Below are 23499 nucleotides of genomic sequence, written 5' to 3'. Positions count from 1 at the left end.
CGCTCCGATCTCGTGGAAGGCCGCCGTTTCAGTTTTCAGTTCTGGTAGAGGATCAGATAACGCGTCGATCGACCTAACTAATTCAATCTTGCGGAAACAGCCGTTGCGTAAGAAATGCGACCTCGGTGCGATTCTTGGCTTTGAGCTTCTTCATGATGTTGCGGACGTGCACCTTCACGGTGCTCTCGCACATGGCCAGCTCGTACGCGATGATCTTGTTGGGCATGCCCTTGCGCATGGCCCTGGCCACCGCCAGTTGCCGCGGCGAGAACAGCCCGGCGAGATCCGCCGGCGCCGGCACGCTGCGCGCGCCGTCGTTCGACATGGCGGCGAGGCAGGTTGCGGGGATGAACGTTCCGCCGGCCCGAACCAGGTGCAGCGCCTTGACGATCACGTCGAGACTCAGGCTCGTCGGCAGAAAGGCGCGGGCGCCCCCCGCCATCAGCTCGACGATCGCCTCGGGATTCTCCTGATCCGACATCACGGCGAAGGGGATCTCGAGAGACAGCGACTTCAGCTCCGACAGTTGCTGCTCGAGCTCGGACGTCGAGCTCAGCTGATTGGCCCAGAAGAGCAGCAGCGAGGTACGAGCGGACAATCCGCTCTTCTGCCATTCCTGGACGTTGTCGAACGTCAAACAGTCGCTCTCCGCATCGGCGGCCTGAAGCGACGACGACAGACAGTCGCGCACGAAGGTGCGGCTGTCGATCAGCACCGTGAGCGGCCTGGCAGTTGCGCCATATGCCGCGGGATCGTTGAGGAGCGTGGCGACAGGAGCGTCGCTCACCGGCCCCAGGTAGGCACCGCCTGCGCGTGGCTCGCTATGCACATCCATTCCGGACCTGACCTTTCGAATAGACAGAGCAATGATGCCTCCTTGAACCACGTTGTTTTGGTGTGGGACTAGACCCCTATTAGGGCACGATAACGCTCAAAGGGTGTAACAGACCGCGTCGGCGCTGAGCGTATTCGTGTTCCCTTCGCGCTCATTCATACCTCGTCCGACGTACGCGACCGGTCAGATCTCGACCGTTCGACGGATGGTGCATCGACCGGGACGGGTACGGCATCAGCCCAGACGCACGATGCCTGAGGCCATCCGGCCCGCTCGTCGCCCGCGCCGCCAACCGGCGGGCGCGCCCCATTGCGCCGGGCAGAGCCCGCGGCGGCGCCGGCCGCATGATAGGTCGGGCGCGCCATGGCAGATCCTTTAGGGTGTGAGACTTACCAATTTTGGGGACATTTTTGCGGTGCGAAACCCGGACTACAAAGAAGGGCGGCACACCTTGAGCACGTTTGCATGGTGCTGCCGGATACGCTGTTGTCCACGCCCGTGAGGTCACAGGTCAGATTATGAGCCTAACCAGGCGCGGCGCGCCACACGTTGTCCCCACGACGATTGGCGAATCGCATGCTGATTGGTCGAACGCCGACCTCCCGCCCGACCTCGTCGCGGTGCCGGAGCTGTCGGTCTTTGTTCTGCGCCACTTCCTGATCGTCCTCGCCGCCATCGCGATCGGCGTTGGCGGGGCCGCCGCCTATGTGAAGATGACGACGCCCACCTATACGGCGCGTGCGCAACTGCTCATCGATCCGAAGTCCTCCCAGCTCACGCGGGACGAGGTGCAATCGAGCACGGTCGATAGCGCCCAGATCGAAAGCCAGATGACGGTCCTTCGGTCCGACCGCATCGCCGTGGCGGTCATCCAGGAGCTGGGCCTGCTCAAGAATCCCATGTTCGCCAGGCCGAACGCGGGCGAGCTTCCCGAAGGAGCGGCGCTACAGCATGCCGTCGCCATATTCGGGAGCGGGCTCGACGTGCGCCGCTCCGGGCTCTCCTATGTGATCGACCTGGCGTTCACGGCGCCGGACCCGAAGCTGGCGGCGAAGGTGGCCAATGCCGCCGCGGATGCCTACATCCGCGACCAGCTCGAATCGCGCACCGCCTCCGCACGCGTCGGCTCCGAGTGGCTCGAGCGCCGCGTGGCGCAGCTGCGCGAACAGATGAACGCGGCCGCGCTATCGCTGCAAGAGTTCAAAGCCGGCCGCGACTATCGCATTTTCCGGGACCAGCAAAGGGCCGATACCAGCTCCGCCCCGGCCGAGTCGGGCCAGGGCACGGCGGCCAAGGACAGAAACACCCTCGAAGAGCTCGAGAGCACGGCCCAAGCATACAAGAAGATTTATGAGAGTGCCCTGCAAGGGTACGCGGAGGCGGTTCAGCGGCAGTCCAATCCGCTCGTCGAAACGCGTCTGCTTTCGAAGGCCACCACGCCGCTCAACAGAAGCCACCCGCGGACCTCCCTGATCCTGGCTTTCGGCATCCTGTTGGGCGGTTTGGTTGGCGTCGGCGCCGCCATCTTGAGGGAAAACCTCGACAGCAGCATCCGTTCGGTGCGCAGCGCCAAGCAGAGGCTTGGACTGGCCTGTCTCGGCGCCCTTCCGCTGATCCGCCGCACGTCCCGAGCCGGGTGGTCCGTCCGCCGCTCGGTCGGTCGGCGCATGGGAGCGTTTCTGGCTCGGCTCAAGCGCCGCTACGGCAAGCCGTCGCTCGAGTGCTTCACCGCGACCGACGAGCTCGGCAAGGATCCGTTCCTCCACGCTCTTGCCCAGGTGAGCACGACCCTCGCCGCCACCGAGCGGCGACGGTCGCTACGGGCCATCGGCATCACATCCGCCCTAAGCGGTGAAGGAAAGACCACCATCGCCGGGAACCTGGCGTGCCTGCTCGCCGCCTCCGGCGTCCGGGTGCTCGTCATCGACGCGGATCTTCAAGGCTGCGCCATGACGCAAGCCGTGACCACGGCGGGTCAGCCTGGGCTGGTGCAGATTCTGCTCGAGGACTGCCGCGTCAGCGAATGTTCGATTCCGGTGCCGCGCACCGACGTTGAACTGCTGCCGACCAAGAAGTTCGCGTCGGTCGTATCCGATGCGCTTCTCGGCTCCAGCTCGATGATGCGCTGCCTCAGCGAAGCGCTGTCGACGTACGATGTCGTCGTCGTCGACCTTCCGCCGCTGGACCAGAGCTCCGGCGCGATTGCCATGGGTCCGCTCCTGGATGGCCTTCTGATCGCGGTGGAATGGGGGCGTACCCCCGCCCCCCTCGTCATCGATGCCGTCGAACGGCTTCAGTCGACCGGCAGCCGCCTGCTGGGGACGATCCTGAACAAGGCGGCCTGACAAGCGACGGCCGGCGCCGAGATGCAGGGCTCATCCACGCAACGGCCATGCTGCGTCGGCCGCAGGCTTTTTGAATAAATCACTCGCTTCAAATACGCTATCTCGTAACGGAAGATCGGCGCGCCCCGGGGCATTGCTTGGCCGGCGTAAATTGCTTCCAGCCGATGGCCGACGCATCCTTTTCGCTTTCTAGAGCACTTGGCGATTGAATGATCTCGTCGAGTTTCGAAATGCTCTATACTGCAAGCGATAGCTGCTTCGGTGCCATTCCATCATGAATATTGGCCGATCGCGTAAGCCGAAGGGGGTATATTCTCGTTTCACGAGACGATGATAGGTTCGATTCGTCGGTTTCGTTCGCAAGTTCGGGACTGGCAAGGCTGAACGCTTAAGCGATCGCAAGCTGAACTCAACCACCAGATGGCGGTCAGGCGACCGGACGCGTTCGCTGCGACTAGTCCTTTCGGGAAGATGGGGTCTGCCGGCGAGGCGTCGGCCGGGCCGAGCGGCGAGAAGGTGCACCCTCCCGCTCGGCTTCTCTTTCATGGCTGCAATTCAGGATTAGGTCATCGGAATGCCCGTGTCTGCTCGCAATTGGAACCAGGCCTTCGAGCCCATCCGGGCTCAGCCTTCCTTTGTGCTTCCTCAGCCCGAGCCTGCGCTGTCGCGCAACAGCTATGCGTATGAGACGCGGCCGCTGGTGAAGCCGACGGGGTTCCGCGAGTACGACGCGCGCTGGCTGTTCGAGCGCGAGATCAACCTGATGGGCGTGCAGGCGCTGGGGCTGGGCCTCGGCACGCTGCTGGCCGAGCTCGGGGTCAAGCCCGAGATCGTCGTCGGCCACGATTTCCGCAGCTATTCGGCGGCGATCAAGTATGCCCTGGTCACCGGCCTGATGGCCGCCGGCGTGACGGTGCGCGACATCGGCCTGGCGACCACGCCGATGGCCTATTTCGGCCAGTTCGCCCTCGACACCGCGGCGGTGGCCATGGTCACCGCCTCCCACAACGACAACGGCTGGACCGGGGTCAAGATGGGGGCTCACCGCCCGGTCACCTTCGGGCCCGAGGAGATGGGCCGGCTCAAGGAGATCGTGCTCTCCGGCGCGGGCCGGACCGCGCCGGGCGGCGCCTACGCGTTCATCGCCGACTTTCCCGCCCGCTACATCGCCGAGCTGACCGACCGGCCGCGGCTCACCCGCAAGCTGCGGGTGGTCGCCGCCTGCGGCAACGGCACCGCCGGCGCCTTTGCCCAGCAGATCCTGGAGCGCATCGGCTGCGAGGTGATCCCGCTCGACACCGAGCTCGATTTCACCTTCCCCCGCTACAACCCCAACCCCGAGGACATGGAGATGCTCCATGCCATGGCGGCCAAGGTGCGGGAGAGCGGGGCCGACGTGGCGCTGGGCTTCGACGGCGACGGCGACCGCTGCGGCGTGGTCGACAACGACGGCCACGAGATCTTCGCCGACAAGATCGGGGTGATGCTGGCGCGCGACCTCAGCGCCCGCCACCCGGGCGCCCGCTTCGTCGTCGACGTCAAGTCGACCGGGCTGTTCGCCACCGACCCGGTGTTGAAGGCGAACGGTGTCGAGACGGACTACTGGAAGACCGGGCACAGCTACATCAAGCGGCGGGTGGCGGAGCTCGGGGCGCTGGCGGGGTTCGAGAAGTCGGGGCACTTCTTCTTCAACGCGCCGGTGGGGCGCGGCTACGATGACGGCTTCGTCACGGCGCTGGCCATCTGCGACATGCTCGACCGCAACCCGGGCCGGTCGCTGGCGGAGCTCTATGCGGCGCTGCCGCGGACCTGGGGCTCGCCGACCATGTCGCCGCACTGCGCCGACGAGGAGAAGTACGCGGTGGTGGAGCGGGTGATCGCGCGCTTTGCGGCGCTGAAGGCGGCGGGCACGCCGGTGGGCGGCCACGCCATCCGCGACCTGGTGACGGTGAACGGGGTGCGGGTGGTGACCGACGACGGCACCTGGGGGCTGGTGCGGGCCTCGTCCAACAAGCCCGAGCTGGTGGTGGTGGTGGAAAGCCCCGTATCCGAGGCACGCCTGCACGAGATGTTCCTGGCCGTCGACGCCGTCCTCCGCGAGAACCCCGAGGTCGGCCCCTACAACCAGACGCTCGACCAGGCGTGCTCCGCATCGTGATCGCCGGCGCTCGCTCACTGGAGAGCGTTTCGCTCCACAAGCCGGAGCGGACGCCCGAGCCGGCGGCCGCGCTGGCCACGCCCACCGCCGACGCCGGCGTGGCCAACGTGGTCATGCGCAGCATGCTCTGGCTCTTCGGCCAGACCGCCGCATCGCGGGCCGTGCAGGCCGCATCGCAGATCGCGCTCGCCTGGCTACTGCAGCCCGCCGATTTCGGACAGATCAGCCTGGCCCTGATGGTTTCCGGCATCGCTAGCACTGCCTTCCAGTTCGGCCTGGACGACGTCGTCGTTCAGCGCGGCCACAAAATGCCCTTGTGGTTCGGCACGCTCTTTTGGTTGAGCGTCGGGCCCGCCCTCCTGTGCGCTCTTGCGCTCGTCGCCGTGGCGCCTCTGGCGGCCCACATCTATCATCAGCCGCAGCTCGTCGGCATGCTGGCCGTTATCGCAGCGTCGATACCGCTGCGCGCGTTCAGCGCCATTCCCAGCGCCATCATCCGCTCACAGCTGAACTTCCGACTGCTGTCGATGCTCACGCTGGCGGAGGCGATTGGCGTCAGCGTAGCGACCCTCGCGCTGGCCGCTGCCGGTTTCGGCGCCTACAGCTTCGTCCTGCCGATCCCGATCTTCGCGGCAGCCTACAGCGCCGTGTCGTGGTGGCTGACCAAGGCAACGTTTCCAAGGCGCCGCAGCAACTTCCGCTGGACCGCCCTGCTGTCGAGCTCAACGGCCGTCAGCCTCTCGCGCCTGCTCAACGTCCTTGTCGGCCACGGCAACTACATGGTCCTCGGCCTCGTCGCCGGCGACGTGCGCGTCGGGCTTTACTTCTTTGCCTACCGCATCGCCGGTCAGCCGGTGCGGCTGCTGGCTGGCAGCATCACCAATGTCCTGTTCCCGGCGATCGTCCGCCTCGGCGACGACCCCCTCCGGCAACGGGACGCGGTCCTGCTCGCCTCCCACGTTCTGGCGATCGTCATCATGCCCATCTGCTTTCTTCAGGCGGCGCTGGCCCGACCGTTTCTGGAGTATTTCTTCCAGCCGCAATGGTCCGATGCCGCGTTCTATATCCAGCTGCTGAGCATCGGCTTTGCCTTCGACGCGGTCTCATGGACCGTTGGCGCGCTTCTTCCCGCCCGCGGCGAGTTCAACCGCGCCCTTCGTTATGTTTCGGTGACGACGGGGCTATTCTTCGTCTTCATCATCGTAGGGGCGCTGCTCGACGCCGACTACGGCGTTGCCATCGGCGCGACGGCCTTCTACGTAATCGTGCAGCCGATTTATTGCTACGTTGTGCTGAGTGCAATCGGCAACATCTCCATGGCTCAAGTGGCCGGCATCTATGTCGTGCCAGCGACGCTCGGCGCAATCACCGCGTTCGGGAGCGCGAGTCTGTTCACCCACTCCGGGCAGCTCGTCATCGCGCCCCTACTTGCCCTCGCCGTCTACGCGATCTGCGCCCGCTACCTGGCGCCGCGGCCGTCCAAGTATATCATCACGCGCCTGCGCGCCCTGCTCTCGCGCGCATGAGCAAAGTCGACCATGTCCGATGCTCTGCGGCAAAGAGGCATTGCCGACGGTCCGGCTCCGCCCGGTTCGCGTCCCATGTCGGACGCACCACCACAACCGTGTTCGCGTCATGCGGAATGAAGGACTGCGCCTCGCGGACGACTGCTGACGAGAAGCGGAACGTTCATTCACGAACCGTCAATCGCCGGGCGGGCACCCCGGCCCAGGTCTGGTGGTCGGGAATATCGTGCAGCACCACGGCGCCCATGCCGACAGTTGCGCCGGCGCCGACTGAGATGCCCGGCTTCACCGACGCGTTCATGCCGAGGTACGCGGCACGTCCCACCCGCACGCCACCTCCGAGGGAGACGCCAGCGGCGAAGGTCGCGTAGTCGGCGACCAGGCAGTCGTGCGTGATCGTGACCCGGGGCATGGCGACCACGTGGAGGCCGAGCCGTGCATCGGCGGTGATCGTCACGCCGGCGAGCAGGATCGAGCCGGCGCCCACCGGCGAGCCGCCGGGGTTGCGCACCGACGGGTCGATGAGCGTCGCGTAGCGAGAAACGTCGACACCGAGGCCCCGCAGCCGGCCGACCAGACGCTCGCGACCGAGCCCCGAGCCGACGCACACCAGCAGGTCTGCGCCGTCGTGCCGCCTGACGCTGTCGATACCGCCAAGCACCGGAACGTCGCCAATGGTCGGGGGTAGTTCCGCGCAGCGGTCGTCGAGCAGGCCGAGCACCTCACGGCCGGTCTCATGCAGCACCGGCAGCGCCTCGCGGGCGAGGCCGCTCGCGGCAATCAGCAGGACCGGTCGGATCACGCCGGCACGCACGCCAGGGCAAAGCGGACGACGTCGATGACGCGGTCCTGCTCAGACTCCTCGAGCTGGTGGTAGAGCGGCAGAATGAGGGTGTTGTCGGTCAGCCGCTCGGTCACCGGAAGTGGCGCGCGGCCGGTGTCGCGGCCTTGGTAGGCGGGCTGGCGGTGGGCGGCCATGATGCCTCGGCGTGCCGATATGTCCTCCTCGGCGAGGGCGACAAGCAGCCCCTCCCGATCGACTGGGGACTCTGGCAGCACTTCGACCCAGCAGGACTGGAAGTTGCTGGTGCCCCAGTCCGGGTCAGCGACGATGCGCAGCGGCAGGCCGCGGAACGCTTCGGCATAGCGGGCGGCAAGGCGGCGGCGGCGGGCGACGACCTGCGGCAGGCGGCCGAGCTGCACGATGCCGACTGCAGCCTGCAGGTCCGTCATCCGATAGTTGAAGCCGATTTCCGCGTATTCCTCGGCGGGAGGCAGCACCGAATGGTGTCGCTCCACCGCGGAAACACTCATGGCGTGCTCGCGCAGGCGCCGAGCGCGGGACGCATGCTCGGCGCTCACTGCCGTGAGCATCCCGCCCTCGCCGGTCGTGAGCACCTTGCGCGGGTGGAACGACCATGCGGTCAGCTCGGCTCCGGCGCCGACCGGCCGGCCGCGGTAGGTCGACCCGGCGCCGCAGGCCGCGTCTTCGATGACGGCAATACCCCGCGGATCGAGCAGCGCCCGGATCGGGGCGAGGTTGGCGGGGACACCGCCCTGATCCACGACGATGACCGCGCGGGTGCGGTCCGTGAGTGCCTGATCGATGGTTGCCTCCGTGACGTTGCCGTCCACGGGATCGACATCGGCGAACACCGGCCGCGCGCCGACGTAGGTCGGCGCGTTGGCGGTGGCGATGAAGGAGAAGGACGGCACGACGACGTCATCTCCGGGACCGACTCCGGCGACGATCAGGGCAAGGTGCAGCGCCGTCGTGCAGTTGGACGTCGCCACCGCGTGGGGCGCCTGCATCGCCTCGGCGAAACGTTCCTCGAATTCGGCGACCCGCGGCCCCTGGGCGACCCAGCCGGAGTCGATCGCCCGTGTGACGGCGGCGACTTCGTCAGCGCCCATCCACGGTTTCATGACGTTGATGCGTGCCATCACGCCGCCACCTTTGCGCGCCCGGCCCCGATCTCATCGCGTAGCGGTCGCCACCAGTCCACCAGCAGCTGGAGGCCCTCCTCGATGCCGATCCGCGCCTCGAAGCCGAAGTCGCGCTTCGCCGCCGACGTGTCGGCGAGCCGGCGCACCACGCCGTTCACGGCGCGCGCGGGGCCATGTTCGACACCGAGGTCGGAGCCCATCACCCGAAGCAGCGCCCGGGCGAGCTCGAGCAAGCTGGTCTCGGTGCCGCTCGCGATGTTGTACTCGCCCTCGACAACGTCGCTCGCCGCCGCCAGCACGTTGGCACGGGCGATGTCGGGCACGCACACGAAGTCCATGGTCTGACGGCCGTCGCCGAAGATAAGCGGCTGCCTGCCGTCGGCGATACGTTCCATCCAGCGCACCAGAACCTCGGTGTAGAGGCCGTGCACATCCATCCGCGGACCATAAACGTTGAAGTAGCGCAGGGACGCATAGTCGAGGCCCTTCATGGCGCGGAAGCTGCGAAGCAGCCCCTCGCCGAACGACTTCGCGGCGCCATACAGCGTGTCGTTGTTGCTGTGGTGGTGGCGCTCGGTGGTCGGGAACTGCTCTGCCATGCCGTATACGGACGCACTGGACGCCGAGATCAGCTTTGAGACCTTGTGCTCGGCGGCCGCCTCGACGACGTTGAAGGTGCCGTCGACCAGGACCTCGAGGGCGAGCCGCGGCTCCTCGGCGCACTGGGTGATGCGAATCGCCGCCTGGTGGAACACCAGGTCCTTGCCGTGGGTGACATCGTGCACCAGGTCGCGGTCGCGAATGTCGCCCTCCACCAGCCTCACCTTGCCGGTCGCGAGCGCGGCCTCCAGATTCGCGCGCCGGCCGCGCACCAGGTTGTCGAGCACATCGACGTGGGCGACGCCCGCCTCGACGAGCTGATCGACCAGCGTGGACGCAATCGTGCCGGCGCCGCCGGTGACCAGGACGCTTGCACCGTGCAGGGCGCTCATCATGCATACTCCAGGTTCTGCTCGACAGCTTTCGGGGCACCGGCTGCGGCGAGGCTGCGGCTCGTCGCCTCCAGCACGGAGAGCACCCGCACGCCCGCGTCGCCGTCGGTGCGCGGCGAGCGGCCCTCGCGGATGCTCGTGGCGAATTCGGCGACCATCGCACCGAGCGCCTCGCGCTCCGGCAGCGCCGGTGACCAGGTGTCGCCGATCCGGTAGGACACGCGCGCAGCCCGCACGTCCGGCGCCGTCTCGGCGCGCTGCTCGTTCAGATCGACGCCGCGGTCGTAGACGCTGACCCTCTGTTGCGGGTTGAGGTCATCCCACACCAGGGTTCGGCGGGTGCCGCCGATGACGAACTGCCGGATCTTGGTGGGGCTGAGCCAGTTGACGTGCACATGCGCGATGGCCCCGCCCGGCAACGGAATGGTGAGGTAGCCGACACACGCCTTGCCGGCGCCGAGAGGGTCAGCCCCCTGCGCCGCCACGGTTTGCGCCCGGAGCCCTCCGGGAAGCACGAAGTCGATGATCGAGAGGTCGTGCGGCGCGAGGTCCCAGAACACATCGACGTCCGGCTGGATGAGGCCGAGGTTGATGCGGACGGAGTCGACGAACAGGATCTCACCGAGCTCGCCCGCCGCGATCAGTTCCCTGATCTTCAGAACCGCCGGAGTATAGCAGAAGGTGTGATCGGTCATCAGCACGAGGCCGCGGCGGCGCGCCTCGTCTACCATTTCGGTTGCCTTCTCGCGGGTGTCGGCGATCGGCTTCTCGACGACCACGTGCTTGCCGGCGCGGAGCGCGGCGAGCGCGATCGGATGGTGGGCTCTCGCCGGGGTTGCTACCGCGACGGCGTCCACGGTCGGGTCCGCGAGGACATCGTAGAGGTCGGTGAAATGGGGAACCGCCAGGGCGTTCGCGAGCTTGCAGGCTCGCGCCTCATCGAGGTCGCAGATGCCTGCGAGCTCCCAATCAGGACTCGTCCGGAAGTTGCGGCCCAGATTGGGGCCCCAGTATCCAGCGCCAACGACGACGGCACGCAGCTTGTCACGCATGGCTTCTTGATCCCACTCCGCGGTGTCACCCGGCGGGGACGAGCAAGGTCTGCCGTCCGGCCGTGGGCGAACGTGTCGTTGTCGGGCATCTCGATGTCTCGCCCGGTCCGCTGTGCGTTCCGGGTTTGAGCAATAACCGTTGTCGAGCGTCCAGGCTCGATCAACAAGCTCACCAAACGGTCATACAGCAAGTGCACAGCTCCGCGTGCGGTACAACTTACCACCTGCTTGCCCGATAGGCGTAGCTATGCCGCCTTGGACGTGCTCGCATGGCCGAATGTGCGAGGGCACCATACCATCCGGCCACTTTGTGGTAGGCCCTATGCTTGGTATCAGTGGTTTGCTGACGGCGTATCCAATGCGCGGGAGAACCGTCCCGGTCGCCTATCGTCAGCAGTCCAGCTCCCGGGCGATGTCTTCACGTCAGAAGATGCTGGTTGGCGCGAGCGAGTGAGCGTATTCCTGCGCCAATCCGGCGCGCAATGCTGACGACTTTTCCGTTACGTCATCCTGTCGTTGAGATCTTACGCACGCGGGAGCGAACTGAATGCCGATCAAAGGCGATGCCGTACTGATTGCCATCCAATGTTCGCTCATCGCAACGACGGGCTCGCCGACAGCAAGTGGGCAATCACATGTCGATGCAACGTCGCGGGGCCCTGATGGAGCTCGGCGCCCGCAGGAGAGCGTTATGATCCCGTTTCTTGACCTGAAAGCTCAATATGAAGCCATCGGCGCAGACCTCGAGGAGGCCGCGGTCGGTGCGATGAGAAGCGGGGAGTTCGTTCTCGGCTCGAAGGTGACCGCATTTGAGGAGCACTTTGCTGCCTACTGCGGCGCGAAGGAGGCGGTTGCGGTCAATACGGGCACATCCGCCCTACACCTGGCCCTGCTTGCGCTCGACATCGGGCCCGGCGACGAGGTGATCACCGTCTCGATGACGTTCGTCGCGACCGTCGCTGCGATCCGGTATACCGGAGCCCGGCCCGTCCTGGTGGACATCGATCCCGCGACGTGGACCCTGGATCCTGCGCAACTGGAGCGGGCCATCACTGCGCGGACGAAGGCAATCATCCCCGTGCATCTGCACGGCAGGCTCGCCGACATGGCCGCGATCCTGGAGATCGCGAACCGACACCGCATCCCCGTCATCGAGGATGCAGCGCAGGCCCACGGTGCCGAACGCGATGGACGCCGGGCGGGCACTTTCGGCGCGATCGGCTGCTTCAGCTTCTACCCAGGCAAGAACCTCGGTGCCTGCGGCGAGGGCGGCGGCATCGTGACCGATCGGCCCGACATCGCCCAGCGGCTGCGCCAGATGCGGGACTGGGGGCAGTCGGCGCGGTACTACCACGACTATCCCGGCTTCAACTACCGCATGGACGGTATTCAGGGTGCCGTCCTCGACGTGAAGCTGCGCCACCTTCCGGAGTGGACGCGAAAGCGCCAGGCGATCGCCCGCCAATACGGGGAGCTGCTGGCCGGCGCTCGGATCGACACGCCCGCGCCCGCCGCGGACCGAGAGCATGTCTGGCATGTCTACGCCATCCGCCATGGCGCCCGCGACTGGCTGCAAGGCGAATTGAAGGCGGCGGGCATCATGACCAACATCCACTATCCGCGGCCGGTGCACCTCCAGAAGGTGCACGCCGACCTCGGCTACGGCATCAACAGCTTCCCCGTCACCGAGGCCTTCGCCGCCCAGACGCTGTCGCTGCCCATGTATCCGGAACTCGACCGCGCCCAGATCGAGCGTGTGGCGCACGCGGTATGCGAAATTGCGTCCAGGGAGCCCCTGCGGGCGTCGGCCGCGTAGGTGGCTGTTCCCGAGCGAATGAGGTAGCCATGCCGATCAACAACGTGCGTCAGGGCGCCGGCGTCCTCATCACGCACCCCGAGCTCGTCAATCTCTACGGCTGCACACTCGGCGATGGCACCCGGGTCGGTCCCTTCGTCGAAATCCAGCGGGACTGCATCATCGGCGCACGATGCAAGATCTCGTCGCACTCGTTTCTCTGTGAAGGCGTCACCATCGAGGACGAGGTCTTCGTCGGCCACGGGGTGATGTTCACGAACGACATCTTCCCGCAGGCGACGAACGAGGACGGCACCCTGCAGGGCGGAAGCGACTGGCCGTGCATGCCGACCCGCGTCAGGCGCCGCGCGTCGATCGGCTCCAATGCCACGATCGTTGCCGGTATCACCATCGGCGAGGGGGCGCTGATCGGCGCCGGCGCCGTGGTCACCGCGGACGTCCCCGACCACGCTCTCGTCGTCGGGGTTCCCGGTCGCGTCATCGGCGACGTCCGCGAACGGAAGAAATTGCGCGAGACGCAGAGCGAGTAGCGGATGCAAAAATCCTACGCGCAGATCCTCAAGTCGTCCGCCCTGATTGGCGGCACCTCGGTCGTCGTCATTCTCATCGGCATTGTGCGCACCAAGGTGATGGCGCTCCTGCTGGGCTCGGCGGGATTTGGATTGCTGGGGATCTTCAGCTCCATCGTCGATCTCGTCGCCTCCGTCGCCGGGATGGGGATCAACAGCAGCGGCGTGCGCCAGATCGCCGAGGCCGCGAGCTCCGGCGACGACCGCCGTATCGCTCGTACGGCGGCCATTTTGCGTCGCACCGCCATCGCGCTCGGGCTGCTGGGCGCAGTCTTTCTCGCGGTGTTCAGTCGCCAGGCCTCGGTCATCACCTTTGGAAACGACGACCACGCCTGGGCCATCGCCCTGCTGTCCCTTGCCGTCCTGTTTCAGCTCCTCGCAGGCGGACAGGGCGCGTTGATCCAGGGCACACGGCGCATAGCCGACCTTGCCCGGATGGGCATCCTCGGCGCGCTGCTGGGCACACTCGCCGGCATTCCGATCGCCTATGTCCTGCGGGAGGACGGCGTCGCGCCCTATCTCGTCTGCGTGGCCGCGATGTCGCTCATCGTATCGTGGTGGTATAGCCGCAAGGTCGAGATCGCCCCTCCGGTGATGACGGTGGCGGAGGCGAAGGGCGAGACGGCCGCGCTCCTGAAGCTCGGCTTTGCGTTCATGCTGAGCGGCTTCCTGACGATCGGCGCCGGATATGCCGTTCGCATGATGCTGGCACGCCAGATCGGTATGGATGCGGCAGGCCTCTATGCGGCCGCGTGGACACTCGGGGGCCTCTACGTCAACATGGTCGTGCAGGCCATGGGCGCCGATTTCTATCCGCGTCTGGTCGGGGTCGCCGACAACGATGCCCAATGCAATCGTCTGACCAACGAGCAGGCTCAGGTCAGCATGCTGCTTGCCGCGCCGGGTGTCTGTGCGACGATAGCCTTCGCGCCCCTCGTGATCGCCCTGTTCTATTCGTCCGAGTTCACCGGCGCCATCGACACCTTGCGCTGGATCTGCCTCGGCGTGGCGTTGCGCGTGATCGCGTGGCCGATGGGCTTTATCATTGTCGCCAAGGGGCGACGAAAGCTGTTCCTTGGCGTCGATATCGCCTGGACCGTGGTCAACGTCGGACTTACGTGGCTGTTCATCGATCTGTTTGGCTTGAGTGGTGCGGGAATGGCGTTCTTCGCGTCCTACCTCTTCCATGCCATGATCATCTACCCGACAGTTCTCCGGCTGAGCGGCTTCACCTGGTCTCGCGAAAGTACACGTATAGGATTGTTCTTCATTCTGTGCGTTGCCGCTGTCTTTGCGGCATGTTATCTTCTTCCCACGTTGTGGGCCGAAGCAGCCGGCGTTCCCATAACGATCGCCAGCGCCATGTATTCGCTCCATCGCTTGCTGAACACCATAGCCGGGGATCGTCTTCCATCGAAGGTGCAAAGGATCCTGGAGCGCCTCAGGATCTCGCGCTGGCATTCGGCCTAGGCACCTCGTCGCAGAACGTGGGCAAAAAAGGGAAGGAAAAGAAGGATGAGCTCAGTCGACGTCATCGTACCTTGCTATCGTTACGCCCATTTTCTGAGAGGATGCGTGGAAAGCGTCCTCAATCAGTCCGGCGTCGACGTTCGCGTTCTCATCCTGGACGACGCCTCACCCGACAATACGCCAGAAGTCGGGACCGCCCTGGCGCGAGAAGACAAGCGCGTCACCTTCTTGCGGCATAGCGAAAACAAAGGGCATATCGCGACGTACAACGAGGGGATCGACTGGGCGTCCGCAGACTATTTCCTGTTGCTGTCCGCGGACGACTACATCCTGCCCGGGGCGCTCGAGCGGGCAACGAAACTCCTTGATGCGCACGCCGAGGTCGGCTTCGTCTTTGGCCGCACAATTGATCTTTATGCGGACGGAACAGAGACGGAAACCCCACGGATTCTTCGTAGAGATGATGGCTCGCCGGAATCGGTTATCGAGGGAGGCGACTTCATCAAGCTTTGCTGGCCGATCAATGTCGTTCGGACACCCACGGCCGTTGTTCGCACCGCCCTGCAGAAGCAAGTTGGTGGGTATCGTGCCGACCTGCCGCACGCGGGCGACATGGAAATGTGGCTGCGCCTCGCCACCCGAGCGTCCGTGGGCATTCTCGAAACGACGCAGGCGGTCTATCGCAAACACGGAAGCAACATGTCGGAGGCGTACTTCAGCCAGGCGTGGTTGCCTGACGTGCAACAGCGCAAGCTCGTCATCGACTCCTTGATGGAATCCTGCGGCGACTTGTTCAGCGATCCAGACCGGGTCCGACGTCGGATGATCCGGCAGCTGAGCCACAATGCGATCGGGATCGCCAGCGCCGCTTTCAATCAAGGGGAAATCAGGGCTGCGAGGCGTCTCGAGGACTACGCTCTCAGTCTTTTCGGCGGCGTCAGGATGACCCCCGCCTGGTGGAAACTTGCCGGCAAGCGCAGCATCGGCCTGGCGGGATGGCGATCCATCAAGCCTGCGGTAGATGGCTTGCGACATTACCTAGCGCAAAGATAGCGATCGCCCCCTGGTCCCAAACGATCAGTTTGACGTAGTCGACGAGCACATGCGGGGGACGGCAAACGGTCCGCCATAGCCGGACCCACAGGGGAGATCGCAGGTCGCACATTCGAAGCAATCGGAGGTGAGAGCGGCCATGGGTGAGGAATTCAGCTCAAACAATGCGCCCGTGCTCGTCATGGCGTGCGACGGTGCATTCGCCATGCCTTTGGCCACCGCTCTTCGATCTCTCGTCGAAGCCAACCGCGATTATTGGCCTATCGAGGTTTACGTCATAACGAGTGACTTTCCCGAACAAGCGCGCTCCGATGTTCAGAAGTCGCTCCCCGACGGAGCTGCACGCATTAAATGGGAACCGGTTGATGTCGGTCTATTAAATAGATTTAGCTCTATAGAGCACAAATCGTCCGAGGCAAAGCATATTTCCATAATGGCTTGCGCCCGCTTGTTGATACCGGAGATTCTTCCAGAAGAAGTAGCGCGCGTGCTCTATCTGGACGCAGACATCCTCGTTCTCAAGAGCCTTCGGGCGTTGTGGGAGACAGACCTGCAGGATGCTGTCGTCGGGGCAGTCATGGATACATTTGCGGAAGACGCGCGACACGAAGCGGACCCGCGATGCGAGGGGGTGCCACCGGTGCAGCACTATTTCAACTCAGGCGTGCTGCTGATTGACCTCGATCGATGGCGGCGGGAGCGGGTCTCGGAGAACGCGATCGCATATTTGCTCGAACATCCGCGCACTCCGTATCCCGACCAGGACGCGCTCAATGTGGCGTGCGACGGCCGCTGGAAGCAGATCGAACCCGGCTGGAATTTTCAAAGCCATATGATATGCAATATAATGCAACTCAATGAAAGGGACAGGCCAGGTATTATTCATTTTATCACGGCAAAGAAGCCCTGGATTGCGCGAACGATCAACGACAACAGCAAGCTCTTTAATGCATACCGGGCCAGAACCGCCTTTGCGCGAACTCGTCCGCAGAAGATAAAAGATTACTGTATCGACAAGATCTTCCGCGCGAAGTGGGGCCTGATGCAGCACTCGTCTTTTCGCGCCACATACGCAAGGGTCAGACCCCTGCTGGTCACATTCGAGAACGCTTATCTTGGTGCCCCAAAGCGTTGACCCCCCGGCCTGGCGCAGGGCGCTCGACCGTTTGGCAATGCAAGACCGACGTCGAGATTCCTGCCCACCAACGCAGGTTGAGCGCTGCGCCATGGCTCGACCACGGCCCCGTCAGCCCTGGCTGAGGCCCGTCGCGCGCGTCGAGAGCCTCTCTCACCGAGACAAACGCCGCCGCGTGCGGTGGGAAGCTCGTCAGCTCGCCCTGGCACCGCAATTTGCAGGAAGTTGAAGCACTCGTTGGCAGGCTCCCGCAGCCCTCGCCAAGTTCGCTCGCCAAACTCGCTGCTCTGTGGCCGGCGCGCCCGGTAACGGACCATGCTTCCGTCAGACCCGACAGTTGGCGGCCCCTTTCACTCCGGCGAGGCACCGGACGGCTCCGCTGATGCGCTACGCCAGCGCGCGAGTGGCGAGGCCTCCGCCCGGCCCTCGCGCCTCTTCAGAACCCCGATGATCTGCCCTTCCGTGCGACACGATGGCTTCGCATTTCCCGCCTCCTGTCAACCCGGCTCTGGCTCCCGACGGGCGCGCTCGCAACGCGGCCCGGGGTAATCGACTAGGTCGCTCCCATTTCCTCGGCGTACATGCTCGCGATCCGGGCGAAGCCATCGTTAAGGCCGCGTGCGTTCAGACGATGGCGCATGACGTTCAACATCCGGACAAGCCGCGGCCATCCATAGCCGCCGATGGGCAGCAGCCCCAGCATACTTCGCGCCCGATTCAGGAGGCGCGTATCCTTGCCATCGTTTCGCCACGCCTTGTACGGAATAAATTTCGCTTTTCCCACATAGTGGCGCACGATAGCGCTGTTCCACTCCTTGGAAAACATGGCGGTAGACTGAAGATTCATGGAAAGCGGCAGCCTTTTCCATGAGCGCTCGAAAATAATATTCAGCGCGCATTGATCGACGGAGCTGCAATGGTCCCGGTAGCCGCAACCCTTGTCGTGTTCTTCGATGGCTCGCTCATAACGCCCCACGAAATCGTCCCGCCACTTAGCGTAATCGGCGACTATCATTCCGGAGTTGAAGTAATGGGGCGACCGCCCACTTTTCTTGCATATCTCGTAGAAATCCGCGGCGTCGTGCAAGGCGCCAACCATTCCAATATCATAGACCGCCGCGATGGGGTGACCTTCGAAATCGATCCCTTCAATCTTCACATCTTCCATCAGAAGGATGTCGCTGTCGATATACATAGCCCGACCAAACTCATCGCGCAGGGCTTCAAGCGCATGAAACTTCAGCAGGGCCGCGCTGGACACATGAGAATGATAGCCCTTGGAGACATCCACGCTGGCTGTGTCAGCGCCGGCAGTCAGGCTTCGAAACGTCAGTGAGAAGCCCTGCGCAACTGCGGCTGCAGCCAGTCGGCCCTCAGGCTCACCTGGAAACCCTACGCAGAATATGACGATGTTGCGGGTACCCTTTTGGGTCACCATCGCGACGGCAGCAGCATGCTCGGCCAGCGCGTAGCCGCGCTTGTCGGTGACAAGCACGAAGGCGGTGCTCATACGTGATCTCCATCCTGCGCGGGTGGCTCTACTTGGCGCGGTTCGCCTTGACGGCGTTTCATAGTCGGTATGGCGGAGCGGGCAAGAACAGATGATGTGCGCGGCAGGCGCCCTGTCCCTTTGCCGAGTGAGCCCTTCACTTGGGGGTGATCGCGTCGCGGTAGGCGTAGAATGCCGCCTTGGGGCGCCCCAATGCCCAGCTGACGCCGTTCGGTGCGCGCTCAAGGCGCACGAGGCCCATGAAGGCCTCGAAATCCGGGGCCCAATAGGTCTCGTCCAGCAGCTCATAGGCGTAGGCGGCCTCGACATTGTAGAGCGGAGCGAGCTTGCGCAACTGCGCGATCTTCTCCGCAAGGCCGCGGGCCTGGCCGTCTTCACCGTCGCGCTTGCTGCCGAACGGATGGCTCACTTCGGTGATCCAGATGGGCTTGCCGTATCGAACCAGATGCTTGAGGGCCCATTCCAGCTCGTCAGCCGACCAGTGCCAGACGGTGATCTCCCACGGCACCCCATCGCGCTGCAGCCGCTCGAAGATGCCGAGGTGACCCCAGCCTGCCGATCCGATGGCCCGCCGGGCCTCCGGGTTTGCCGCGCGGACGCCCTCCGCCAGTCCAGCGAGAACGGCTGCGACCTTGGCATAGCGGGGGCCATAGTAATCCAGTACGCCCACCCCGCCCGCCGGCCCCCACTCGCACGGATATTTCGTGCCGTCGTCCCGCATTTCGCAGGGCCGGATGATGGCGTAGTTCTCCAATTCGTTGCCGAGCTCCCACACCTCGATCTGGGGGAACCTGCGAGCGTAGGCTTCCGTGTACTGGGCGCTCTTCAGCCTCAATTCCGCCGGCGACTCGCGGTCGAGGCTGAGCGGGGGGATCAACACGGGAAGAATCGTGATCCCCCGTGCTTTGGCCATGCGCACGAGCACCGCCAAGCTGGTCATCGATGCGGCTCTCGTGACGTCGACGCGGTAGGAGCTGGCGTTGAGCTTGGAGATGAGGCCGATCTGCTGCTCGAACATCACGCCCGGGTAGGAAACCAGCGGATGACCGTTGACGCCCCACAGCAGATCGCCGCCCCGCGCGGACGTTGCGAGCAAAGCTCCCGGGATCGCGCACATCGCGACGAGCGTTCGGAGCCAATGAAGGCGCATGTGTCTCTCCCGGGGCCGCCAGGTCGGCCCTCAGGCCTCTCCTTGGCCTCGCGCCAGTGGTGTCGTCCCCGAGATTTCGGCCCGGCTCGGGCGCGGAGGCAAGTGCTTACAAGGGGTAAGCGGTCGGGCGGATAGGTGGAGATCCCTCAGCAGGAAGTGGTAAGGCGTTGGATGGCTGCCTGCCCCTCCTGCCGTGGGCGCTTCTCGAGGGAGCGCGTGCAATCCGGGGCGCCCTCCAGGAGCACATGCACCCCCTGTCTGTTCCGACCTTTCGCTCAGTCAGCCTAGATTGACTGCTGCCGACGTTGGGAGGCCACACGACCTGCTCGTCTCTCAGAGCACTTCCCGACCGGCTTGGCTCAGCTGTTGGGTAAGTACACTGCAAGCCCCGGCCGACTGCACCCGTGAGCGAGTGCTTCGATTCGATCTCACCGTCATCTACACTATAGATATGTTAAGCTTCAGCAGCATTTTATCGTGAGTATTTTCACCCCGCTAAGCCGAATGGGGTATATTTTCTTTCCGCGGGACAGTGGTACGTTCGACCTCCAGGCTTCGCTCGCACGTTCGAAGCCGGCACGGCTGAACACTCGAGCGGTCGCCATTGACGGAAGCAAACCTATCGGGACCTCGAAGGTCAGCGACGCGACGGTCCTCCGCGTCGTCGTCCATGCCCGAATAATGCCGAGGGCAGAGGCTTGGTCACGTCGGGCAAAATGCCCCTCCCCGCGGGCGCGGATTTACCTCGCCAAGCGTGGCGCGTCGCGCCAGCGGATCACACGCGCCATGATCGCGCCATGCTCTCGGATGCATGCTGGCCTGCCGACGGCCCGCCACGGCCGGGCAGCGCGCGGCAACACAAGCGGGCCTGTTTGCGTGCCTGTTCGGAGCGTAGGCAAGTCATGATTGGTCGTTGCGTCGGTGCAGCAATCCTCACGAGCAGCTACTGGGCTCCGGCCACCAAAACGTTGGCAGCTCCGCTCGCCATCGCGTTGCCCTCCTATCTCGTCGCCCCTTGCCGGCCCCGGCTCTCATTGCACAGATGGCGTCCGTTCGCCGACCTCCCGGGCCAGGCAAGCGCTGCACAACTCGCGACGGCGATTAACTGGCAGTGCGACCGGTTGCTCCTCGGCCGCTTGTCACGGCAATGCAACTCCGCCGGTTCTCGATGCTCATCCCCCGGCGTCGTGGCCCTCGCGCAGGTCGCATCCTTCTTTGGATTGCGGCTGGCAGCGGGACATCCGTCAGGGACTGAATCCAGCAGCGTGAGGGTTTTCCAACATTAGATCCACATGATGAAGCTATCCTATGACAGCACTTCTGCGCGGCCGCGGCGAAGCGACGTCTATATGCGCAGTTCGATCGAGTTTTGGAGGGTCAGATGACCACTTCGGCAATCAATATCTTTCCGATCGAGCCGGAAGCCCAACCAGATATCCTTCATTTCCCTTGCTCCTCGTCTCAGCAGCGCTGCTGGTTCATCGATGCGCTCGATCCCGGCAGCGCGGCGCTCAACGTGGCGCTGCGCTGGGAGCTGACCGGCCTCATCAACGAATCTGTCGTCGAGCGGGCGTTCAACACCATCGTCGAACGTCATGAGGCGCTGCGGACCAGGTTCGTCGAGGTCGACGGCGCGCCGATGCAGGAGGTGGTGCCCAAGCTGCGGTTGAAGCTGTCGATCATCGACCTGCGCCATCTGGCCGAGGAGAGCCGGGACGGCGAGGCGCGGAAGCTGGCCGAGGGGGAGGCACACACCCCGTTCGACATCCACGAATTGCCGTTGATCCGGGTGACCTTGCTGCGGCTGGCAGCCGATCGCGCCAACCTTCTGCTCACCGTGCATCAGATCGCCTTCGACGGCTGGTCGATCCGCATCATCGCCGGGGAGTTCGGCGAGATCGCCGCGGCCTACGAGCAGGGCCGCCCCAACCCGCTGCCGGAGCTGCCGCTGCAGTACGGTGACTATGCGCGCTGGCAGACGGAGTATCTGGCGACCCAGGCCAAGCGCTACGAGCGGTACTGGTACGACCAGTTGATCCACGCGCCCTATTTCGAGGTGCCCGGCGATTTCGAGAAGCCGGCACGCCCGACCCACCGCGGCGTCATCCTCGCCGAGGTGCTGAGCCCGGACATGGGTGAGCGCATGGAGGCCGCAGCCAAGCGCCTCGGCGTCACGCCGTTCGCGCTGGGCTGCACCGCGACCGTGGCGCTGCTCAAGCGCCTGACCGGCCGGACCGACATCATCCTGGGCACTCAGATCGCCGGCCGCGACGAGACCGATCTCGAGCCCTTGATCGGCGTCTTCATCAACAACCTCGTGCTGCGTGTCGACACGCGCCATGCGCACACCTTCGACGAGCTGCTGGCGCGAACCAACGACACGGTGCGCGACGCCCTCATTCATCAGAGGATGCCGTTCCATCGGCTGGTCGAGCTCATCAATCCGCCGCGCGATCCGGCGAGGACGCCGCTGATTTCAGTCAACTTCACGATGCTGAAGGAGGTCCTGGACGACAAGCAATACGGGCGCCTGTTCCTGCGCGGCTTGCCGTCCGTATCGGCGGGGTCGCTCTATGATCTGAATTTCTTCGTGGTCAAGTGGCCCGAAGGCTGGCGCATGGCCATGGAGTACAATCCCGACATCTTCCGCGAGGACACTGCGCGCGCCTTCGTCAAGCTCTGGCGCGGAGCGCTGGAGCGCGCGGTCGCGGACTCCACCTTCCAGCTCGACACCCTCGTGGCGCCCATCCGGGACACGCCCGTGCCTGCGGCGCCACGCCGGCCGCTCCCGGCAGCCGGCGTCGCTGCGGCGGCCGACCCGTCGAATGTCGAGCCGGACGCAGCCACGGAGCTGGCACTTGCGGACATCTGGCGCGACGTCCTCGGCGTCGAGACGCTGACTGCCGAATCCGATTTCTTTGCGCTCGGCGGGCATTCGTTGCTGGCGGTGCGCATGCTGGCGCGCGTTCAGGCCAAGTTCGGGCGGCGCATCGATCCGCTCACGCTGTTCGAGGCCCCCACCCTGCGCCAGCTCGCGCTTCGCCTGAGTGACGGCGAGGAGAAGAAGACCGCGGCGTGGAGCCTCGTGCCGATCCAGCCGCACGGCACGGCGACCCCCATCATCGCGATCAACAATACCCTCGCCTACTACAATGTGGCGCGGGCGATCGGCGCCGACCGCCCGTTCATCGGCATTCAATTGTTCGATCCGAACGAACCGCGCGAGCTGGCGGATCGTCCGCTCGTCGACATCGCACGCGACTATGTCAAGCTGATCCGCCGGGCCCGGCCGCAGGGCCCTTACGTTCTGATCGGGCTCTGCGTGGCCGGCGCCATCGCCTACGAAGCGGCCTGCCAGCTCGAGGAGGCCGGCGAGGAGGTGCCGCTCGTCATCCTTGCCGATCTATGGCTTCCGGGCTACCTCGCCAACCTGCCGAAGCGGCAGAGGTCGAGGTTTCAGCGGGCCTACCGCTGGCACGTGATCAAGCACCACCGGGCGCAGCTGGCGGCCGGGAAGACAACGCTGCCGGACGTGCTGGCCACGTACTCGATCGTGCGCCGGACACGGCTGATCGAAGCGGCTGCCGCCCTCCGGCTGATCGAGAACCGGCCCTACAACCACGACGACTGGGGCAACCGATGGTTCGTGCCGATGCTCCAGCGCGCGCGAGAGACCTATCGGGCACGCCCGTTCGGCGGCCGCGTCGTGCTGCTGCGCAGCGACGAGATGATCACCGCCGGGCTGGGCGAGGACATGGGGTGGGGGACGATCCAGCGTGAGCCGCCGGCATCCTTCGACGTTCCCGGCTGGCATGCGGACATGTTCCAGGACGAAGGCGCGCAGGTCATCGCCGACCGCCTCCGGCCCTTCCTCGACGAGGTCGATGCGGGGGAGCAGCCGGCACGGCGAACGGCCGGCACGTAATGGCTACCGGCCGGAC

At 65.0% G+C, this 23499-nt stretch carries 16 protein-coding genes; 9 read left to right on the top strand and 7 right to left on the bottom strand.

Features of this window, described 5'->3' with window-relative positions:
* Positions 1–82: 82 nt before the first annotated feature.
* Positions 83–835 (bottom strand): LuxR C-terminal-related transcriptional regulator, encoded by a 753-nt coding sequence (locus ACZ5PO_RS24820; protein WP_464184607.1) that lies wholly within the window; start codon positions 833–835, stop codon positions 83–85.
* Positions 836–1353: 518 nt separating this feature from the next.
* Here ACZ5PO_RS24820 and ACZ5PO_RS24815 point away from each other — a divergent pair.
* The 3 genes from ACZ5PO_RS24815 (at position 1354) to ACZ5PO_RS24805 (ending at position 6864) form a co-directional block, all read left to right on the top strand.
* The gene (locus ACZ5PO_RS24815) at positions 1354–3180 is read left to right on the top strand and encodes an AAA family ATPase (RefSeq protein WP_464184606.1); all 1827 of its coding nucleotides are present in this window, start codon (positions 1354–1356) and stop codon (positions 3178–3180) included.
* A gap of 637 nt (positions 3181–3817) precedes the next feature.
* Positions 3818–5338 (top strand): phosphomannomutase/phosphoglucomutase, encoded by a 1521-nt coding sequence (locus ACZ5PO_RS24810; RefSeq protein ID WP_464197018.1) that lies wholly within the window; start codon positions 3818–3820, stop codon positions 5336–5338.
* Positions 5323–6864 (top strand): oligosaccharide flippase family protein, encoded by a 1542-nt coding sequence (locus ACZ5PO_RS24805; protein ID WP_464184605.1) that lies wholly within the window; start codon positions 5323–5325, stop codon positions 6862–6864. The genes ACZ5PO_RS24810 and ACZ5PO_RS24805 overlap by 16 nt, the downstream gene beginning before the upstream one ends.
* A gap of 163 nt (positions 6865–7027) precedes the next feature.
* Here ACZ5PO_RS24805 and ACZ5PO_RS24800 read toward each other — a convergent pair whose 3' ends face one another.
* From ACZ5PO_RS24800 to ACZ5PO_RS24785, 4 genes are read right to left on the bottom strand one after another with little or no spacing between them, the layout of a single operon-like run.
* The gene (locus ACZ5PO_RS24800; RefSeq protein WP_464184603.1) at positions 7028–7666 is read right to left on the bottom strand and encodes an acetyltransferase; all 639 of its coding nucleotides are present in this window, start codon (positions 7664–7666) and stop codon (positions 7028–7030) included.
* A complete protein-coding gene (locus tag ACZ5PO_RS24795; RefSeq protein ID WP_464184602.1) occupies positions 7663–8808 on the bottom strand; it encodes a DegT/DnrJ/EryC1/StrS family aminotransferase in 1146 nt (381 codons plus the stop codon). The genes ACZ5PO_RS24800 and ACZ5PO_RS24795 overlap by 4 nt, the downstream gene beginning before the upstream one ends.
* Entirely contained in the window at positions 8808–9794 is a 987-nt protein-coding gene (locus ACZ5PO_RS24790) for an NAD-dependent epimerase/dehydratase family protein (protein WP_464197016.1), read from the bottom strand. Before ACZ5PO_RS24790 ends, ACZ5PO_RS24795 begins: the two co-directional genes overlap by 1 nt.
* A gap of 8 nt (positions 9795–9802) precedes the next feature.
* On the bottom strand, positions 9803–10855 hold the full coding sequence (locus ACZ5PO_RS24785) for a Gfo/Idh/MocA family protein (RefSeq protein ID WP_464184601.1): 1053 nt from the start codon (positions 10853–10855) through the stop codon (positions 9803–9805).
* A 691-nt stretch (positions 10856–11546) separates the two neighbouring features.
* On the opposite strand from ACZ5PO_RS24785, the gene ACZ5PO_RS24780 reads away from it, so the two are divergent.
* From ACZ5PO_RS24780 to ACZ5PO_RS24760, 5 genes are all read left to right on the top strand, one after another.
* Entirely contained in the window at positions 11547–12671 is a 1125-nt protein-coding gene (locus ACZ5PO_RS24780; RefSeq protein WP_464184599.1) for a DegT/DnrJ/EryC1/StrS family aminotransferase, read from the top strand.
* Between the two features lie 29 nt (positions 12672–12700).
* Positions 12701–13201, top strand: a complete 501-nt coding sequence (locus ACZ5PO_RS24775; protein WP_464184597.1) for an acyltransferase — start codon at positions 12701–12703, stop codon at positions 13199–13201.
* A 3-nt stretch (positions 13202–13204) separates the two neighbouring features.
* Positions 13205–14710 (top strand): O-antigen translocase, encoded by a 1506-nt coding sequence (locus ACZ5PO_RS24770; RefSeq protein WP_464184596.1) that lies wholly within the window; start codon positions 13205–13207, stop codon positions 14708–14710.
* Between the two features lie 45 nt (positions 14711–14755).
* A complete protein-coding gene (locus tag ACZ5PO_RS24765) occupies positions 14756–15763 on the top strand; it encodes a glycosyltransferase family 2 protein (RefSeq protein WP_464184593.1) in 1008 nt (335 codons plus the stop codon).
* A 139-nt stretch (positions 15764–15902) separates the two neighbouring features.
* Positions 15903–16898 carry a glycosyltransferase family 8 protein gene (locus tag ACZ5PO_RS24760; RefSeq protein WP_464184592.1) on the top strand — a complete coding sequence of 332 codons (996 nt, stop codon included), beginning with the start codon at positions 15903–15905 and terminating at the stop codon, positions 16896–16898.
* Positions 16899–17451: 553 nt separating this feature from the next.
* Here the strand turns inward: ACZ5PO_RS24760 and ACZ5PO_RS24755 are convergent.
* The gene (locus tag ACZ5PO_RS24755; RefSeq protein ID WP_464184591.1) at positions 17452–18408 is read right to left on the bottom strand and encodes a glycosyltransferase family 8 protein; all 957 of its coding nucleotides are present in this window, start codon (positions 18406–18408) and stop codon (positions 17452–17454) included.
* A 136-nt stretch (positions 18409–18544) separates the two neighbouring features.
* Positions 18545–19558: a hypothetical protein gene (locus ACZ5PO_RS24750; protein ID WP_464184589.1), complete on the bottom strand. Its 1014-nt coding sequence runs from the start codon at positions 19556–19558 to the stop codon at positions 18545–18547.
* 1381 nt (positions 19559–20939) lie between these two features.
* On the opposite strand from ACZ5PO_RS24750, the gene ACZ5PO_RS24745 reads away from it, so the two are divergent.
* The gene (locus ACZ5PO_RS24745; protein ID WP_464184587.1) at positions 20940–23483 is read left to right on the top strand and encodes a condensation domain-containing protein; all 2544 of its coding nucleotides are present in this window, start codon (positions 20940–20942) and stop codon (positions 23481–23483) included.
* Positions 23484–23499 lie beyond the last annotated feature (16 nt).

The sequence above is a fragment of the Chelatococcus sp. KU-N122 genome, assembly GCF_055391085.1.
The sequence above is the reverse complement of the archived record's forward strand: the minus strand, read 5'-3'. Positions and strand labels throughout refer to the sequence as shown.

What these genes read in the sequence shown, in the direction of transcription:
- ACZ5PO_RS24820 (WP_464184607.1), bottom strand. Translation starts at nt 835, where the DNA reads ATGGATGTGCATAGCGAGCCACGCGCAGGCGGTGCCTACCTGGGGCCG.
- ACZ5PO_RS24815 (WP_464184606.1), top strand. Translation starts at nt 1,354, where the DNA reads ATGAGCCTAACCAGGCGCGGCGCGCCACACGTTGTCCCCACGACGATT.
- ACZ5PO_RS24795 (WP_464184602.1), bottom strand. Translation starts at nt 8,808, where the DNA reads ATGGCACGCATCAACGTCATGAAACCGTGGATGGGCGCTGACGAAGTC.
- ACZ5PO_RS24785 (WP_464184601.1), bottom strand. Translation starts at nt 10,855, where the DNA reads ATGCGTGACAAGCTGCGTGCCGTCGTCGTTGGCGCTGGATACTGGGGC.
- ACZ5PO_RS24780 (WP_464184599.1), top strand. Translation starts at nt 11,547, where the DNA reads ATGATCCCGTTTCTTGACCTGAAAGCTCAATATGAAGCCATCGGCGCA.
- ACZ5PO_RS24775 (WP_464184597.1), top strand. Translation starts at nt 12,701, where the DNA reads ATGCCGATCAACAACGTGCGTCAGGGCGCCGGCGTCCTCATCACGCAC.
- ACZ5PO_RS24770 (WP_464184596.1), top strand. Translation starts at nt 13,205, where the DNA reads ATGCAAAAATCCTACGCGCAGATCCTCAAGTCGTCCGCCCTGATTGGC.
- ACZ5PO_RS24765 (WP_464184593.1), top strand. Translation starts at nt 14,756, where the DNA reads ATGAGCTCAGTCGACGTCATCGTACCTTGCTATCGTTACGCCCATTTT.
- ACZ5PO_RS24760 (WP_464184592.1), top strand. Translation starts at nt 15,903, where the DNA reads ATGGGTGAGGAATTCAGCTCAAACAATGCGCCCGTGCTCGTCATGGCG.
- ACZ5PO_RS24755 (WP_464184591.1), bottom strand. Translation starts at nt 18,408, where the DNA reads ATGAGCACCGCCTTCGTGCTTGTCACCGACAAGCGCGGCTACGCGCTG.
- ACZ5PO_RS24750 (WP_464184589.1), bottom strand. Translation starts at nt 19,558, where the DNA reads ATGCGCCTTCATTGGCTCCGAACGCTCGTCGCGATGTGCGCGATCCCG.
- ACZ5PO_RS24745 (WP_464184587.1), top strand. Translation starts at nt 20,940, where the DNA reads ATGACCACTTCGGCAATCAATATCTTTCCGATCGAGCCGGAAGCCCAA.